The sequence below is a fragment of the Actinophytocola sp. genome (assembly GCF_050699915.1).
In the GTDB taxonomy this organism is placed as follows: domain Bacteria; phylum Actinomycetota; class Actinomycetes; order Mycobacteriales; family Pseudonocardiaceae; genus Actinophytocola.
Genome location: NZ_JBOHGA010000152.1, coordinates 1 through 15,813, shown reverse-complemented (window position 1 = coordinate 15,813; position 15,813 = coordinate 1). Strand labels below are relative to the sequence as shown.

15 protein-coding genes are annotated in these 15,813 nt (G+C 70.2%); 2 read left to right on the top strand and 13 right to left on the bottom strand.

Annotation, left to right across the window (positions count from 1 at the left end):
- From ACRDSK_RS23250 to ACRDSK_RS23210, 9 genes are all read right to left on the bottom strand, one after another.
- The coding region (locus ACRDSK_RS23250; RefSeq protein WP_431443356.1) for an NAD(P)/FAD-dependent oxidoreductase at nucleotides 1-1,318 on the bottom strand (1,318 nt) is incomplete at its 3' end.
- Nucleotides 1,315-2,175 (bottom strand): ferredoxin, encoded by an 861-nt coding sequence (locus tag ACRDSK_RS23245; RefSeq protein WP_431443355.1) that lies wholly within the window; start codon nucleotides 2,173-2,175, stop codon nucleotides 1,315-1,317. The genes ACRDSK_RS23245 and ACRDSK_RS23250, both read right to left, overlap by 4 nt.
- Entirely contained in the window at nucleotides 2,172-2,903 is a 732-nt protein-coding gene (locus ACRDSK_RS23240) for a DUF4142 domain-containing protein (protein ID WP_431443354.1), read from the bottom strand. Before ACRDSK_RS23240 ends, ACRDSK_RS23245 begins: the two co-directional genes overlap by 4 nt.
- 20 nt (nucleotides 2,904-2,923) lie before the next feature.
- Nucleotides 2,924-3,109, bottom strand: coding sequence for a hypothetical protein (locus tag ACRDSK_RS23235; protein ID WP_431443353.1), 186 nt, complete (start codon nucleotides 3,107-3,109; stop codon nucleotides 2,924-2,926).
- 240 nt (nucleotides 3,110-3,349) lie between these two features.
- Complete coding sequence (locus tag ACRDSK_RS23230) at nucleotides 3,350-4,246, bottom strand: hypothetical protein (RefSeq protein ID WP_431443352.1); 897 nt, start codon at nucleotides 4,244-4,246, stop codon at nucleotides 3,350-3,352.
- A 90-nt stretch (nucleotides 4,247-4,336) separates the two neighbouring features.
- A complete protein-coding gene (locus tag ACRDSK_RS23225) occupies nucleotides 4,337-7,468 on the bottom strand; it encodes an ATP-binding protein (protein ID WP_431443351.1) in 3,132 nt (1,043 codons plus the stop codon).
- Nucleotides 7,465-8,172 (bottom strand): hypothetical protein, encoded by a 708-nt coding sequence (locus ACRDSK_RS23220; protein WP_431443350.1) that lies wholly within the window; start codon nucleotides 8,170-8,172, stop codon nucleotides 7,465-7,467. Before ACRDSK_RS23220 ends, ACRDSK_RS23225 begins: the two co-directional genes overlap by 4 nt.
- 37 nt (nucleotides 8,173-8,209) lie before the next feature.
- On the bottom strand, nucleotides 8,210-9,832 hold the full coding sequence (locus tag ACRDSK_RS23215; RefSeq protein WP_431443349.1) for a CATRA system-associated protein: 1,623 nt from the start codon (nucleotides 9,830-9,832) through the stop codon (nucleotides 8,210-8,212).
- 1 nt (nucleotide 9,833) lies between these two features.
- Nucleotides 9,834-10,421, bottom strand: a complete 588-nt coding sequence (locus ACRDSK_RS23210) for a TIR domain-containing protein (RefSeq protein WP_431443348.1) — start codon at nucleotides 10,419-10,421, stop codon at nucleotides 9,834-9,836.
- A 180-nt stretch (nucleotides 10,422-10,601) separates the two neighbouring features.
- Between ACRDSK_RS23210 and ACRDSK_RS23205 the strand changes: the two genes are divergently transcribed.
- Entirely contained in the window at nucleotides 10,602-11,450 is an 849-nt protein-coding gene (locus ACRDSK_RS23205) for an SAM-dependent methyltransferase (RefSeq protein ID WP_431443347.1), read from the top strand.
- A gap of 6 nt (nucleotides 11,451-11,456) precedes the next feature.
- Here the strand turns inward: ACRDSK_RS23205 and ACRDSK_RS23200 are convergent, their stop codons facing one another.
- The 4 genes from ACRDSK_RS23200 to ACRDSK_RS23185 all read right to left on the bottom strand — a co-directional run bounded on the left by ACRDSK_RS23200 (nucleotide 11,457) and on the right by ACRDSK_RS23185 (nucleotide 15,031).
- Nucleotides 11,457-12,188 (bottom strand): hypothetical protein, encoded by a 732-nt coding sequence (locus tag ACRDSK_RS23200; protein WP_431443346.1) that lies wholly within the window; start codon nucleotides 12,186-12,188, stop codon nucleotides 11,457-11,459.
- Nucleotides 12,185-13,069 carry an ATP-binding cassette domain-containing protein gene (locus ACRDSK_RS23195; RefSeq protein WP_431443345.1) on the bottom strand — a complete coding sequence of 295 codons (885 nt, stop codon included), beginning with the start codon at nucleotides 13,067-13,069 and terminating at the stop codon, nucleotides 12,185-12,187. Before ACRDSK_RS23195 ends, ACRDSK_RS23200 begins: the two co-directional genes overlap by 4 nt.
- A 13-nt stretch (nucleotides 13,070-13,082) precedes the next feature.
- On the bottom strand, nucleotides 13,083-13,451 hold the full coding sequence (locus ACRDSK_RS23190) for a GntR family transcriptional regulator (protein WP_431443344.1): 369 nt from the start codon (nucleotides 13,449-13,451) through the stop codon (nucleotides 13,083-13,085).
- A gap of 80 nt (nucleotides 13,452-13,531) precedes the next feature.
- Entirely contained in the window at nucleotides 13,532-15,031 is a 1,500-nt protein-coding gene (locus tag ACRDSK_RS23185) for a glycoside hydrolase family 30 protein (RefSeq protein ID WP_431443343.1), read from the bottom strand.
- 176 nt (nucleotides 15,032-15,207) lie between these two features.
- Here ACRDSK_RS23185 and ACRDSK_RS23180 point away from each other — a divergent pair.
- A partial coding sequence (locus tag ACRDSK_RS23180; protein ID WP_431443342.1) for a LacI family DNA-binding transcriptional regulator occupies nucleotides 15,208-15,813 on the top strand: 606 nt, incomplete at its 3' end.

The window sequence follows — 15,813 nt, the reverse complement described above, 5'->3', positions numbered from 1 at the left end:
CGGCGGGGGCGGACTCGCGAGCGGCGGGCCGGGCAGCGGGCTCACGGGCGGCGGCCGGCTCACGGGGTTCACGGGCCGCGGACTCGCGGGCCGCGGCGGGCTGCCGCTCGGCGGCCGGCTCGTCCTCGCCGGGAACCGGGTTCTGCTTGGCCACGCTGTCGGTCCACGAGATGACGGACGCCGGGCAGTCGACGCCGACGACGCCCATCAGCCGGCCTTCCTTGGCGTAGCCCACGACCGTGCCGGTGCCGTCGGTCGGGCTGCCCAGCGCGACGATCTCCGGGCCCAGCTTGGGCACGCCGGCCGCCTGGATGCGCACGCCGTACTGCTCGGTCCAGAACCGCGGCATCGGGGTGAACGGCTTGGCCGCCGCGCGCCCGGCCAGCAGGTTCTCCGCCGCGGCCCGGCCCATCTCGATCGCGTTGAGCCAGTGCTCGATGCGCCGCGGCACGTTGTCGAAGCGGATGTTGGGCCACTGCGCGACGTCGCCGGCGGCGACCACGTCCTCGGCACCGACCACGTGGGTGGTCGCCTCACACACCACGCCGTTGTCCAGCGGCAGGCCGGACCCGCGCAGCCACGCGGTGGAGGGCACGGTGCCGGTCGCGACCAGCACGCAGGCGGCGAGCATCGTCGAGCCGTCGGAGAGCTGCAGGGCCACGCCGTCCTCGCGCGGCGCCCAGCGCTTGACCGAGTTCCCCAGCGCCAGGTCGACGCCGTGGTCGGTGTGCATCTTGGTCAGCCACTCGCCCAGGTCCTGGCCGAGCACGTTGCCGAGCAGGTTCTTGCCGCGGCCGATGAGCGTGACCTCGCGGCCCATGTGGCGCAGGCTCGACGCGAGCTCGCAGCCGGTGAACCCGCCACCGATCACCGCGACCGGCCCGCCGCGGTTCTCGCTCAGCACCCGCTCCATGTCCAACGCGTCGGTCATCGTGCGCAGCACGAGCACCCGCGGGTCCTCGTAGGGCACCTCGTTCTGCCGGCGCGCCTCGACACCGGTGGCGATGATCAGGCCGTCGTACTTGAGCTCCTCGTCACCCGGCAGGCGCAGCGTGCGGCTGCGCGGCAGCAGGTACTGCACCGGAGTGCTCAGGCGCCACTTCGCGTTGACGTTCTGGTACGCGGGCAGCAACAGGTCGTCCGGGCGCATGCTGCCCTGCAGCAGCTGCTTGGACAGCGCCGGGCGGTGGTAGGGCGGCGAAGCCTCGTCGCCGAGGATGATCACGTCACCCTCGAAGCCCAACTCGCGGAGCCGCTCCGCGGCCCGCAGGCCGCATAAACCGGCGCCCACCACGACGATCCGTTCCCGACGGTTCATCGGTTGCGTACCTCCTGCAGCTGGATCGCTTGCATGGGGCAGGACCGAGCCGCGGCCTGCGCACCTGCGCGCTTCCCGTTTTCCGGATCCCGGACGTAGCGCAGTCGCCCGTCCGCGAGGAGCTGGAACAAGTCAGGCGACTCCGCCTGGCAGATGCCGTACCGCCGGCACCGCTGGTTGTCCACGCTCACAGTGATCTTCTTGGCGTTGCGGTAGCCGTTCGGCCCGCCGACCGGGCGTGCCTCTGCCACCGAGGGGGGCGCCGCCTTCGGCGCCGGGGAGAGCAGGCCGGCCTTGATCAGCAGGTCCGGCGGGGTGAGCCGAAGTGCGGTGAGGGTGATCGCCGGGGTGAGCACCGTCAGGCCGGCGAGCCAGGTGACCCCGAGGTGGCCGTTGGCGACCGCGCCGAACCACGAGTGGACGACGGTCATCGCGACGGCCGGGTATGCCAGCTGGTGGAACCGCAGCCAGCGCCGGTAGTTGATGACGTTCTTGAGCCCGGTCGCGAAGATGATCGCGATCATGGTCTCGAGCCCGAGGATGCCCAGCGCGTGCCGGAACTCGCCGCTGAACGGCACGACGATGCCGGTGAACGACAGGCCCTGCTCGCGCAGCAGGATGAACACCAGCGCGTGGGTGATACCGGCCGCGATGGTGAACGTCGCCAGGAAGATGTGGCTCGAGCGAATGGCCTGGAGCCCGGTCAGCCGGCGGATCCACCCGGTGGCGGTGAAGATCCCCCAGCACAGCGTGAGGCACATCAGCACGTAGGCGATGCGGGCCGAGAGCGCCGCCACCTCACGCACGCCGATGTCGTGCTGCGGCAGCGCGATGTCGATGACGGCGGTTGCGGTCACTTGGCGGCTCCGCGACCGCTCAGCGTCCGAACTCCGAGGACGGTTCCGGCGGCGACCACGAGGAAGATCACACCGCCGACGAGGAGATCACTGCTGCCCAGCTGGTTCTCCGGGTAGGCCGTGGTCCGCGCGGACGCCTCGGAGTACATGCCCGCGTCGGCGGAGACGTAGCCGGTCGCCTCGAGCAGGGTCATGTGCTTCATGACGATGTCGTTCGCCTGCTGGGCGAAGTCGCGCATCGTGGGGTTGCGGGTGCCCGCCCGCTCCTCGGCGACGATGTTGAACACGGAGCCGTGGGCGGCGCGCAGCCGGTCGGCGAAGGTGCGGTCGAAGTCCTCACCCTGCTTGCCCGCGATCTCGTCGATCCACGTCTGCTGCGACGAGGTCGGCTTGTCCGGCAGCGTGACTCCGTACTTGGCGGCGAGCTTCTCGACGACCGTCTGCAGCTTGGTGTGGTCGGAGAGCATCGTCGCGCCGGCGGTCTTGACCTCCTTGGTCGTACCGCGCTCTGTAGCCATCTTCCCCATCGGGATTTCCCACTCATTCGCGTAGCGAATGATCGTGAGGAACTCCGCGTCCTGAGGGCCGAAAGATGCCTTGTCGTCCTTTGGCTGAGCCTGCACGGCCGGGGTGTTCTGGCTGGCAAACGCGATCCCCGCTGCCGGGAACGCCGCACCCAAGATCACCAGCAGGCCCGCTATGACCCATCGAATTATTCCGCGTCGCATTCTTGTGCCCCAAAAACCCGTCAGAATGTTTTCACGCCCTGTCCGGCTAATTCATCGGACAATTCCGTGATCTTTTCTTTGGACTTCAGGCTGTACTTGCCGTACTCGGTGTTGACGCCTTCACGCAGCTCACAACCGCTGAGCAGGACCGACGCCAACAGCGCCAGCGCCGCGACTCCGATCACCCCAGAGTTCCGAATCCGCATCTAGACACGTCTCCTTCTACGACCAGTACCAGGACGACCAGAGCGTCAACGACGTTGTTGGACTACGGCTCGCCCATCGCCAACGCCCTTATATACGGGAGGTAACGGTTCGAACGTTCAGGTGATCCTTCTCGGGTTCACGTGACAAGGGTCACATAACTGAGGTGAACCGTTCATCCTCTGCATCCGTAGCAAGGATGGCGAGGTCTGCGTTCAGGACGACTGCCTGGGGAAACGACGCTAGTGCGGCTCCCAGCGGGCGCCGTAGGCCAGGCCCGGGACGAGGTCGCGGAACACCAGGTGAACCTCGCCGGCCTCGTCGGTGGAGCGGGGCTCTCCGGCGGGCTCCGAGTCCACGATGTCGCGGTCGAGCGCACCGCACAGCTGCCAGATTCGCCAGGGCGGCCGCGCGCGGTCGAAGCGCAGCCGCAGGTCGAACAGGTCGCACGGGCGGTCCGGCGTACGCACGACGTGCGCCGCGGCGGCGTCGGCGAGCCGGTACTGGATGGCGAGCTCGTGTTCCGCACCGCTGCGCAGGGTCGTGGGCAGGTCAGCGGTACCGCGGCGCACCCGCTTGGCGCCGTAGAGCACGGTGACCCCGAACGCGGCGGTCACCTCGACGGTCGCGAGCCCGTCCCGCTCGGCGACGATCCGGTGCACCTCGACGACCTCGGGCCGGTCCCGGTCGAGCGCGACGACGACCCGCAGCTCGGCGGTCCGCCACCCGTTCACCGACGACGACTCCGCCGCGGGCCGGGCCGGCACGACCGCCCGGTCGGTGGCGAGCTGGGCGAGGTGGTCGATGCCCGCGTCGATCCGCCGGCGCGCGGTCCGCGGGTCCCGGTTGAGCCGGTCGGCCGTCCAGCTGACCCGGTCCTGGTAGAACGGCTGGCGCGCGTCGGGCGCGATCGCGAACGCGGCGAGCACCGCCATCCGCAGGTCGGCGGGCAGGTCCCCGGCGAGGTTCTCCAGCCGCCGCGCCACCTTCTGCCGGATCACCGCCGGCCCGTCCTCGTCCCGCACGCCGCAGACGGCCCGCAGCCCGGTCCCGATCCGCTCACCGATGTGGCTCGCGAGCAGGCCACGCCCCTTGCGCAACGCCTTCAACTCGCCGACCAGGTCCACCAGCGCAACCATCCGGGTCCTCCACCATCGCCACGAGACCCCAACCTGCCGCACAGGGTGGCGTTCGGTGCTGGACCAGGCCTGGACCGAAACTGGACTCCGTCAGGCGGAACCGTCTCGGGCACGCTCGATGACCTCCTCCAGCCGCAGCGGGCTGGCCGGGTGATGGCTCAGGCACAGCGGTGCCTGCAGGCGTCGGAACCCGAACGTCTCGCCGGTGACGTAGAACTGCCCTCGCTCGAGCTGCGAGATGTCCCCCACCGAGCTGCCCTTCGCCCGGGCCATGTCGTTCGCGGCGTCGATCTGCGCCGGGCTGTTGAGCCGTCCGTAGAACTGGGTGGTGGCGTTCCCGGCGATCTGGTTGTGCAGTCCCTTCGGCGCCTGGGTGGCGAACAGCAGGCCAAGGCCGTACTTGCGCGCCTGCGAGGCCAGCATGATCGTGCTGTGTGTGCTGGCGGTCGACGCACCCGACGGCGCGAGTGTCTGCGCCTCGTCCATGACGAGCAGCCCGCCCAACGGGCGCTCCCCCGCCGGGTTGCGCTTGATCCAGGCGAACACCTCCATCTGCAGCTGGTTGACGAAGCCCTGCCGCTGCTCCTCCGAGGGCAGCCCGACGAAGCTGATCACCGAGATCCGCGCCCGCTTACCGGCGGCCGGGGTGAACAGCACCGCTGGATCGGCCGGCTCGCCGGTGCCGCCGAAGAGCGGGTCGTTGACCATCGCGGCCCGCAGCGTCTCCGCCAGGTCGGCGGCGATCGCCACGCCGCTGCCCAGTTGGCTGACGCCGTCCGGCAGCTCGGCCAGGACGTCGATGAACCCGGTCAGGCTGCGCGAACCGGTCCGCGCGTAGTACGTGAGCGCCTCCCGCAGGACCGCCTTGCTCCGGCTCGCCGCCTTGGTGGTGCCGGCGATCCGCGCGTGCGGGGCGAGCGTGGCGACCGACGCCTCGACCGCGGCGGCGAACTCGTCCTCGTCGTCGAGGACGCCGGCGAAGTCCGGCAGCGGGTGGAAGCTAAGCGGCCGGCCCGCGGTCCTGCCGGGCGTCCAGACCACGACGTCGGTGTTCGCCAGGTACTCGCGGGCGACCCGCTCGTCCTCGTCGGCCCACTGCTCGGGCGGGCTCGGCCAGCCCTCGCCGAGCCGGGCCAGGTCGTTGTTCGGGTCGAGCACGATCGCCGAGACGCCGCGCAGCGCGCACTCCTCGACGATCCGTCGCATGAGCACGGTCTTGCCGGACCCGCTGCCCGCGAAGATCACCACGTGCTTGCGCAGCGACTCGAGGTCGATGCGCACCGGCGAGGCGACTCCGTTCGCCACCCCGAGCGTGATCGCCGGCTCGATCGCCGCCTCGGGCTCGGGCTCCGGCTCGGGCTCCGCGATGTCGCTGGAGTCGTCGGTGTCGGCCTCCCCCAGGATCTCGCCGAGTAGCCGGGACCGGCTCGCCGGCTTCCTGGCGACCAGCCACTCCCGCAGGCCGAAGCTCTGCTTGCCGAGCATCGCGTGCAGCGCGCCGTACGTGCGCAGGTCGTCGTCGGAGATCCCGACGTGCCGGCCGCCCGCGGCTTCGAACTCCCGCAGCTCCGTCTGGGTCTTGCGGCCCGGCGACCACCGGAGGTTGCGGATGAGGACGAGGTGCCGGTTGCCCGAGCCGGACCGGATCCCGGCGGCGGACCGGGCGTTGCGCAGCCGGTGCAGGGCCGCCACGTGGTGCACGCTGGCGATCGCGCGGAACGCCCAGTGCTCCTCGATGTCCAGCTCCTCGTCGACCGTCCGGTGCAGCCCGGCGTGCACCGCCGACTTGCCCTCCGGCATCGGGTCGGTCGACCACACCATCTCGTCGTTGCCCGTCTCGGTGATCCAGGCACGCAGCGCCGCGGACAGATACGCGGGCATCACCCGGTCCTCGGTCTTCTGGGCCGTCGCGGCCTCGATCCGCGCCGCCTCCTTCAGCTCGGCGAAGCGCGTGTCGAGCTCGGCGAAGTAGTCGGGCTCGGGGCCGGCGGCGGGCACGAGCCGGATCCGTGGCAACGCGTCGGCGTCGAACGTGGCGAGCTCGGAGATCTCGCCTTGCAGACACGACTCGACGTGCGCGTCGATGCGCTTGAGCAGCTGCCGCGGCGTGTACTCGTCCCACGCCGCCTCGAACGCCGCCGGCGCGACCGGCCAGGTCGGGTGCGGCGGGGTGAAACCCACTCGCTCGAAGGGAATGGCGAGCCACTTCGCCACCAGCGCGCGACCGAGTTCGGGGCTGGTCAGCCGGCCGAGGATGCCCGCCTCGCGGAACCGGTCCGCGACCGTGTCGACGGCCGCGTCCTTCAGCTGCCGCCACGAGTTGGGCAGGCAGGCCACCACCGACAGCGTCCGCCTGGTCGTCTCACGCAGCAGCATCAGGCCGTCGGCGAGCAGGGACAGCTCCCGCGCCAGCGGCTGATCCTGTGCGGCCTCGCCGAACCGGGTCGTGGACTTGGCCACCAGCGTGTCGAGCTGGTCGACGGCGATCACCGTCGGGCCGGTCAGCGCGAGCAGCCGGGAGATGTCGCGGACCACCGACTTGGCCGGCTTGGTCCGCGGATGGATGCCCCACGTGCGCCGCTCGCCCTGATCGGTCTCGTCGAACCCGCCGAGGTAGTCCTGACCGACGTTTGTCTTCCGCGAGTCGGTGGCCGCGTAGAGCACCAGCGCACGCGCCGTGTCGCCGCACTCCTGTGCGACTTGGGGATCGAGCCGGCGAAGCCCGCCGACGAGCGCGTCCAGGTCCTCGACCGTCACCGGCGCGGTCCCGGAGACGGCCGGCACGATGTCGGGCACCTCGGCGACCGCACACAGCTGCTCGAGGAACCGGACCAGCTGGTTGCCGCCGTCCTCGGCGCGCCGCAGGAACCCGTGCCGGATGGCCTCGGCGGTGTCCGCCCAGAACGACTCCCCGGAGTTGAGCTCGATCAGGAAGAAGTAGCCGCCCGCGCGCTGCACCTCGCGCCGGACCCAGCCCAGCAGGTGGGTCTTGCCGACGCCCTTCTGCCCTTGGAGGACGAGACCGATCGGGCTGGGGCCGTCGCTGCTCGCGGCGTCGCGAACGCCCGACCGGACGACCCGTTCGACCTCCTCGTGCAGACCGTCCACATGGTACGGAGAGGTGTGCCAAACGTGGTCCGGCGTCTCCGCCGAGTTGAACCGGAGCGCGGCGAGGGCCTCCCGGCGCAGACCGGCGACCGAGTCGCCCGCGAGCTCGCTCATGACTCGATCACGATCAGATGGTTGTCCTCACCGCCGATCCTGACGGCCGCCGCGTGGTCGGCATCGGTCAGCGTCTTGCGGTTCGAGTCGGGAACCAGGTGTGCCCGCCGGGCCCGGCTCATGTCCTTGAGCACGCCGTCGACGTCCTCCCGGGCGGCGCCGTTGAGCAGCGGGCGCAGGTCCGCGAGGCGGACCCAGTCCTTGGGCTGGCGGGCGAGTCTTGCGTAGGCCTCGCGAATGTGGCGCTCGACCTCGTCCCGGGAGATCTCCACCGTCGGCCGGAACACTGCTTTCAGGTCAAGGTTCTCCCGGCGCAGGTACCGGTCGAGGCCGCCGAGGACGACGTGCAATGCGTGGCCGAGCTGACCCGCCCGCTCCGGCCGGTCGGCGGTGAGCAGCTCCTCGCACCGGCTCCAGCCCTTGTCGGTGAGCACGTGCACGAATGGCGCGTTTCCCTTGGCCCGGCTGCTCTCCACCAGCTTCTGGTCATTGAGCTCTCTGCGCACCGCACCGTCGATCTTTATTCCGGAAACCTCGTGCAGCTCGGTGTTGGACACCGACCGCGCCAGTCCCATGAGGACGAACAATGCCGAGACATGCTGATTTCCCAGCCGGTCAGTCATCGCTGAATTCTCCCCACGGCATTCCGTCACCCGAATGTGCCGCACCATGTAAGCACGCGTGCCGCCGGCCAGGAACACCAAAAACTGGACAGTTCCAGGACATCGCGAAGGTCGCCGGTCAGAACTTGATCCGCCGGCCGAACTTGCCGATCATCTCGGAGATCAACGGTGCGACGCGGTCGGGCATCGCCACTTTCTCGTACGTCGTGCCGGCCTCGCGGACCCGGCTCGCGAGCTCGAGGTCGAGGGTGATCTCGCGCAGCGAGTCCGTATCGCCCTCGCGCAGCGCCGTGGCCATCGACTTGGCGGTCTGCTCGACGAAGTACCACAGCGAGTAGTGCAGTCGGCTGTCCTGGACCTGCCGGAGGGCGGCCTCGGCGTCCCGGAACAGCGCGACGTCGGCGCGCGGCGGGTGTCCGTTGCCCGACAGCTGAGCGTGCAGCCTCCTGGCCACGTCGCGGGGCCGCACGCCCGCGTCGAGCCTGATCAGCTGCAGGTTGCGCAGGAACCCGGGCAGCAGTGCGGGATCCGCGGTGCGGGTCAGTACCGGGAACAGCCGCCGGTCGCCGGCCGTCAAGGCGTGTCGCAGGAACCGTTCCGCCTCGGCCTCCTGCCAGCGGCTGACGTGGTCCTCGACCATCAGGCACAGGTGTCTCGCCGCGTCCAGGGACTTGCCGAGGAAGTCGAGGTCCCCGGACAGCGACCGCTCGGCCCGGACGCCGAGCGAGCGCAGCTCGTCGACGAGTGCGGTCGCCACCTCCAGGGCCGACCGCGGGCTGCTCACCAGGATGTCGAGGTCGAACCCGCGCTCCGGGGCCTGCGCTGCGGCGACGTAGGCATCCCGGTTGTCCGCGAGCAGGTCGGTCCGGTCGAACCCGTGCGCGACGACGGCGGCGACCGTCTCCAGCGCGAAGCCGATCTGGTTGGCCGACGGTTCGCGCTCGGCCAACACCGGCAGCTGTTCGCCGAAGCTCCAGTAGGACACGTACGGCAGCGTGAGGTGGCGGAGCAGCTGCGCCTCGGACACGTGCTTGACGAGCCAGTTGTGGAACAGCGGCGCGGTCAGGTCCGTGCAGATCCGGTACCACGTCTCCGCACGCTCGTACTCGACCCGACTGTCGAAACGGGACAGTATCGGCAGCACCGTCAGCTGCGGCCGGTCGTAGGGCATGCGGTCGCGCGCCGCGTCGGCCCGCCCGGCGACGTCGACCGCGCCGCGCACGCTCTGCTCGTTCGCGGTGAACACGACGACCAACCGGTCCGGCAGGTGGGCGGTGCACATGCTGGCGATGTCCGCGAACCCCGTGCGGCTGTCGATGAGGACGAAGTCGTAGGCGTCGACCCATTCCGCCCGGTGCCGCTCGAGCAGGTCGGCGAACCCGTTGTCGTACAACGCGGCCCAGTCGATGGACTGCACCCGGCCGCCGTAGCTCGGTACCTGCCGGCCGGCCGCCAGCAGGTGGACGGCCCCGGGCTCGTTCGTCTCGAGAACGGTGACGTAGTCGGCGGCCGGCTTCTCGACGCCGGCGGCGAAGTCGTCGACCAACTCGACGATCCCGCTTTCCGGTGGGTCGGCCAACAGCGGGCCGAAGTACTGGTGCAGCCCGGGCGCCTCGAGGTCCCAGTCGATCGTGAGGACGCGATATCCCCAGCGGGCCAACAGAACCGCCGTGTTGGCGAGGGCGAAGCTGCGGCCGACGCCACCCTTGAACGAGTAGAACGTCACCACCGTGCCGGCCATGTCAGAAGCCCGGTAGCGGTGGCGGGCGGCGGAATGGCGGGTCGGGACGGAAGGCGGGCCAGCCCGGTCGCCAGTCGGGCACCCGCGGCAGCAGCTTGGCGAGGTCGATGGCGATGTCCTCGACCTGCTCGTGGAAGCCCACGAATCTCGGGGTCAGCTGGAACGCCGGGTCGGGGTTGTTCCACCTCTTGAGGTCTCGCCAGGCCCTGTCCCGCACGTAGTCGGGGAAGTTCTCGGAGTCGGAGTACAGCACGGGGTAGATCAGGCCCTGCGGCTGCTCGGCGGAGTACAGGCCGAGGAGCCGCTCCCGCTCGACCATGGTCTTCCACTCCGCGAGGCACCAGGGCGACCGGAAGTACTGCGGCGAGAACACCGCCAGCATGACCTTGGTCCGGTTAAGCGCTTGCTCGAGTTGGTGGGGCCAACTGGTGCCCCGGTCCATCTCCTCGTCGATGAACACGGCCGGCTCGTCGGCGAGATGGTCGGCGAGGCAGTTTCGCAGCCGCGACAGGAAATGGTTGCGCATCCAGGCGTGTGGATTCCCGCTGCGGATATAGCTGATGAAGACATCGAACTGGTAGCCGGACACGCGCCAAGATGATAGGCGAACTCCGGATGACCCGACAGCGCGGAATTCCTTGCCACCGGACAAATACTGGACATTTCCTCGGGCGGCCGCGGAGAACGAATCCGGCCGAACCACCCCGCGAGCCGGGCCGCTCTCCTAGACTCGGTGGAACCGCATCTCGCGCCACGAAACGGAGCCGCGTTGTCCGACTTAGACCGCCCGCCCAGCCCGGTGCCGCCCACCCGCGTCCGCGAGCTCGACCTCGACAAGCCCAACGCGGCCCGGATGTACGACTACTATCTGGGCGGCGTGCACAACTTCGAGCCCGACCGCCTGCTGGCCGACAAGGCGCTGCAGGTGGCGCCCTGGCTCAAGGACCTCGCCCGGCTCAACCGAGCCTGGCTGCGGCGGGCCGTGTTGTTCATGATGGACCAGGGCATCCGCCAGTTCCTCGACCTCGGCTCCGGCATCCCCACCGCCGGCAACGTCCACGAGACCGCCCACCAGGTCGACCCCGAGGCGCGGGTGGTCTACGTCGACTACGAGTCGGTCGCCGTGCACCACGCCCACACGCTGCTGGGCGAGCAGAACGTGCCCGGCGTCGGTGTGGTGTGGGCCGACATCCGCGAACCGCGCTCGGTGCTGGACCACGACGAGGTGGCCCGGCTGATCGACTTCGACCAGCCGGTGGGGCTGCTGATCGCGGGCCTGATGCTGTTCATCGCCGACGACTACGACCCGGCCGGTCTGGTGGCGGCGTACCGGGAGAAGTGCGCGCCCGGCAGCTACCTCGGCCTGTCGACCCAGACCAACGAACGGGCCGACGAGGAGACCGCCGCGGACCTGGCCGCGGTGCTGCGGCTGTACGAGGCGGCCGACGAGCAGATGTACCCGAGGGACCACGCGACGGTAGAGAGCTGGTTCGCCGGCACCGAGCTCGTCAGCCCCGGGCTGGTGTTACTGCACGAATGGCGACCCGAGCCCGACCTGCCGGAGGTCACCACTCCCGCGCGGCTGCTGGGCTACGGCGGGGTCGGCCGCGTGCTCTGAGGTCGCCTACGGTGCCTTGGTCTTCATCGGCGCGTCGCGGACGATGGCCCAGGCGGCGGCGACCGCCACGGCGAGCACGACCGCGCTCGCGGCCAGCAGCGTGCCGACCGTGACCGGGTAGTCGGCGATGACCTCGCCGAGGACCGGAAGGCCGTCGTTGCGGAACAACGCCAGGGCCGGCAGCACGACGACCAGTCCAATCGGGATGGTCAGGATGCCGAGGCCGTTGTCCCGGAAGAACCCGAGCCCGATCACAAGGCCGGCGACCGTCCACAAGAGAAGACTCAGCCAGTACGTGCCGAGGATCGCCGGATACTGGTTCGCGGCGGTGAACACGGCCTCGCTGGACAGGTCCTGCGACCACCCGAAAACGGCGTAGTACCCGCGTTCGAGCAGGTACCCGAGTGTGATCAGTACGGCCGCGACACCCGACACGACGACCGAGTACAGGACCGCCTGGCCGAGGAACTCGCGCCGGGTGCGCCCGTGCGCGAGCTGGATCCGCAGGTACGTGGAGACCACGTCGATGCCGAGACCGAACAGCAGCCAGCGCGGGAGCTGCGTCGCCAGCTGGTGCAGGATGCTGTCGGAGATCCCGGCCGCGGCCGCCACGATCCCGGTGATCACCATGGCCACGACCGTGAACAGCAGCCACAGCAACACCACGAACGGCACGTGCGCGGTCAGCAGCACGCGCAGCAGCGGCCAGCGCCTCCTCGTCTCGACGGCGGCGGTCATCGGCGGTCTCCCGTCGGCTCGGTCAGGTGGATGAACAGGTCTTGCAGCGCGAGCGGGCCGAGGTCGAGCCCGGTGGCCCGCGCCTGCGCGCGCCGCTCGTCGTCGAGCTCGCCGTAGACCATCGCGGACTTGGTGCGCCCCAACGACTTCTCGCCGAGCAACCGCATCCCGGCCACGAACCGGTCGACGACCTCGGCGTCCCCGGTTACCGCGGATCCCGCGCCGCGCAACGACTCCGCGTCCTCGTGCAGCATGAGCCGACCCTCGTCGAGGATCAGCACCTCCTCGAACAGCGAGCTCACCTCCTCGATCAGGTGCGTGGAGACGATCATCGTCCGCGGGTGGGCCATCGCCTCGGCGAGCAGCGCGTCGTAGAACTTGTAGCGCGACGGCGCGTCCAGTCCGAGGTAGGTCTCGTCGAACATCGTCACCGGCGCGCGCGAGGCGAGACCGATCACGATGCCCAGCGCGGACCGCAGCCCGTGCGACAGCGCGCCGGCGTTCTTGTTCAGCGGCAACGAGAACAGCTCGGCCAGCTCGGCGGCGTAGCCGGCGTCCCAGGTCTCCCGCAGGTGGCCGGCGAAGGCCAGGACGTCACTGACCTTGATCCCGGAGGCCACCGCGTCACCGGTGCCGCGCACCAGGCAGACCTGCCGGGTCACCGCCGCGTTCTCGAACACCGGCCGGCCGCCGACGGTGACGGTGCCGGCCGAGGGTCGGCGGTAGCCGGCGAGCAGCGACATCAGGCTGGTCTTGCCGGAGCCGTTGCGGCCCAACAGCCCGTAGATCCGGCCCCCGGTCAGCGTGAAGCTCACCCGGTCGAGCGCGGTGACGTCCTGGTACCGCAGGGACAACCCGGCGGCCTCGATGATGCTGGTCACGACAGTCCCTCGCTCATGGACCCTCCCCATTGGACAGTTGGCCGATTCGTTCGATGAGGTCCGACATCGGGATGCCGATCGTCTTGGCCTGCGCGACCATCGGGTCGACCACATCGGTGAAGAAGCTCTTCCGGCGCCGCTCGCGGAGCGCGTCGGCCGCGCCCGGGCTGACGAACATGCCGATGCCGCGCCGCTTGTACAGCACGCCGTCGTCGACGAGCTGGCCGAACGCCTTGGCCACGGTCGCCGGGTTGATCCGATGGAAGGCGGCGTACTTGTTGGTCGACATGACCTGCTCGTCGCCGCGCAGCGCCCCGCTCAACACGTCGGCCTCGACCCGCTCGGCGATCTGCCGGTAGATCGGGCTGCGGTCGTCGAACACGGCGTTCACCCATCGGTTCGGTGGTTCATTACTCCACTAATGAACCACCGAACCGACGGGTCGTCAAGTCCCCCGCGCGCTCAGTCCGGGCTGCCGGCGTTGCCCGGCCAAGTCAGGGTCGCGATCGCGCCGGCCGGCAGGCTGTACTCGACATGCATCCCTTGCCACGACACGCCGAACGTCTGCGCGGCGCCGGAGGCGTTGGCCACGAACAGCGCGACCGAACCGTCCGGGTTGCGGAACGCCACGTTGTTCAGGCCGCCGGGGACGTTCGAGCCGATGCGCGTGGCGCCCGGACGGACGTGCCGGCTCAGGTGGCCGAGGGTGTAGAACTCGGCGTTACGCGTCACGGTCGTCCCGTCGACCGACACCACGCCCGTGCACCAGCCGGACGAGTCGCCGCAGCCGCCGTTGTGCGGGTTGCCCTGCGAGTCCAGCGCGAGGTTCCAGTTGACCACGCTCTTGGCCCAGTTGCGCGGAACGCCGATGCCGAGGTTGCTGGCGTGCCACTGCAGCGTGTCGGAGAAGTACTTGTCGAACGGGTCGGCCGCGCCGTGCCAGCCGGAGCACTCGGTGAACCAGATGTCCTTGTCGGGGAAGGCTTCGTGCAGGGCGGTCATCGCGGCGGCGTCGCCGTAGTAGCAGTGGTACGCGGTGCCGGAGATCCACCGCGCCGCCGAGGTGCGCAGCACGTCGTACGGGTAGTTCACCTCCGGGTCGACGCCCAGCTCGTGGGCGTCGGCGATGTCGTCCGGGTGCTCGGCCCAGTTGTGGTCGAACGAGATGATCTTCGTGGCGAGCCCCGCGTCGCGCAGCATCGGGCCCAGCTCGTTGATGACCGCGGCCTGGTGCGCGACCGGCATGTCGGTGCCCGCGTAGTTGTCGGGCGTGCGGTTCTGCGGCTCGTTCTGCACGGCCAGCGCGTAGACCGGCACGCCGGCGGCCTCGTAGGCCTGCACGAACTTGAGCAGGTAGAGCGCGTAGGACCGGAAGATCGCCGGATCGTCGCGCAGCCGGCCGTTGACGATCGAGTCGTTCGCCTTCATCCAGGCGGGCTGACCCCACGGCGAGGCGATCACCTTCAGGTCCGGGTTGAGGTCGCGTGCCTGGCGCAGCAGCGGCAGGATCTGCGCCTCGTCGTGGGCGATGCTGAACCGGGTCTGCTCGAGGTCGGTCTCCCCCGCGGGCAGGTCGTTGTAGGTGTGGTGCGGCTCGTCGATGAAGTCCGAGCCGCCGATCGGCTGGCGCAGCATGCTCAGGCCGACGCCGTCGGTCGGGTGGAACAGCGACCGCATGACCTCGTCGCGCTGGTCCGCGGGCAACCGGTCGAGCAGGGCGGCGGACGAGTCGGTGACCGACGCGCCGAACCCGTCCATCGTCTGGAACGTCTGGGCCGGGTCGACGGTGATCAGCTGCCCCGGCGGCGCGCCGTCCGAGGTGAAGGTGGGGCTGGGTCCCGGATCGAGCAGCTGGGACCGGTCTGGAGTGGTGATCCAGGACGACACCGTCGGGCCGGCCGCGGCCTGCGCGCTGCCCGGCGCGGCCACCACCCCGACTCCGGCGAGGGTCAGGGCGGCCACGGCGATGCCGGCGCCCGTTCGGAGGTTCCGTCTGTTCTGTCGTCGCTGAGAGCTGACCATTTGCCCCTCGCTCAGTCAGGGAGCCTTGTAACATCTTGTTACAAGGTGGAAGCGGAGCGTTTCACCATGAAAGCGTTCCGGCCTGTTGCTCGTCAAGGTGTGTTTCACTGAGCGTCGTGCCAGACAGCCCACGGACCACGGTCCGGGACCTCGCGGCGGAGACCGGCGTCTCGATCGCCACCGTGTCGCGCGTTCTCAACGACCACGTCAACGTGGCGCCGCGGACGCGCGAGCTGGTCCTGCGCGCGGTCGAGCGCCGCAAGCAGCGCGCCACCACCAGGACCGGCCCGGGCGCGGTCTACGTGCGCTGCCCGTACGTGCTCACCGACTACTTCGGCGTGATCGTCTCCGCCATCGCCGAGACGTTGCGGCTGCACGGTCTGCGCATGATCCTCGACGCCGGCGAGGCGTCCCAGCACGCCGACGCGCTGTCGGAGCTGCCCGAGCAGCCCGATATCGACGGCGCCATCCTGATCCTGCCGCCCGAGCACGGCGACCGGCTCGTGGCACTGGCCCGGGGCGGACCGCCATTCGTCGTGGTCGACCCGCGCACTCCCCCGCCGCCGGACATCGCGGCCGTGTCCGCCGCCCACTTCGCCGGAGCCCGCGCGGTCACCACCCACCTCGTCGAGCTCGGCCACCGCGACATCGGCATGATCGCCGGCCCGGAGGACTGGCTCGCCACCGACGCGCGCGGCGCCGGCCACCACGCCGCACTCGCC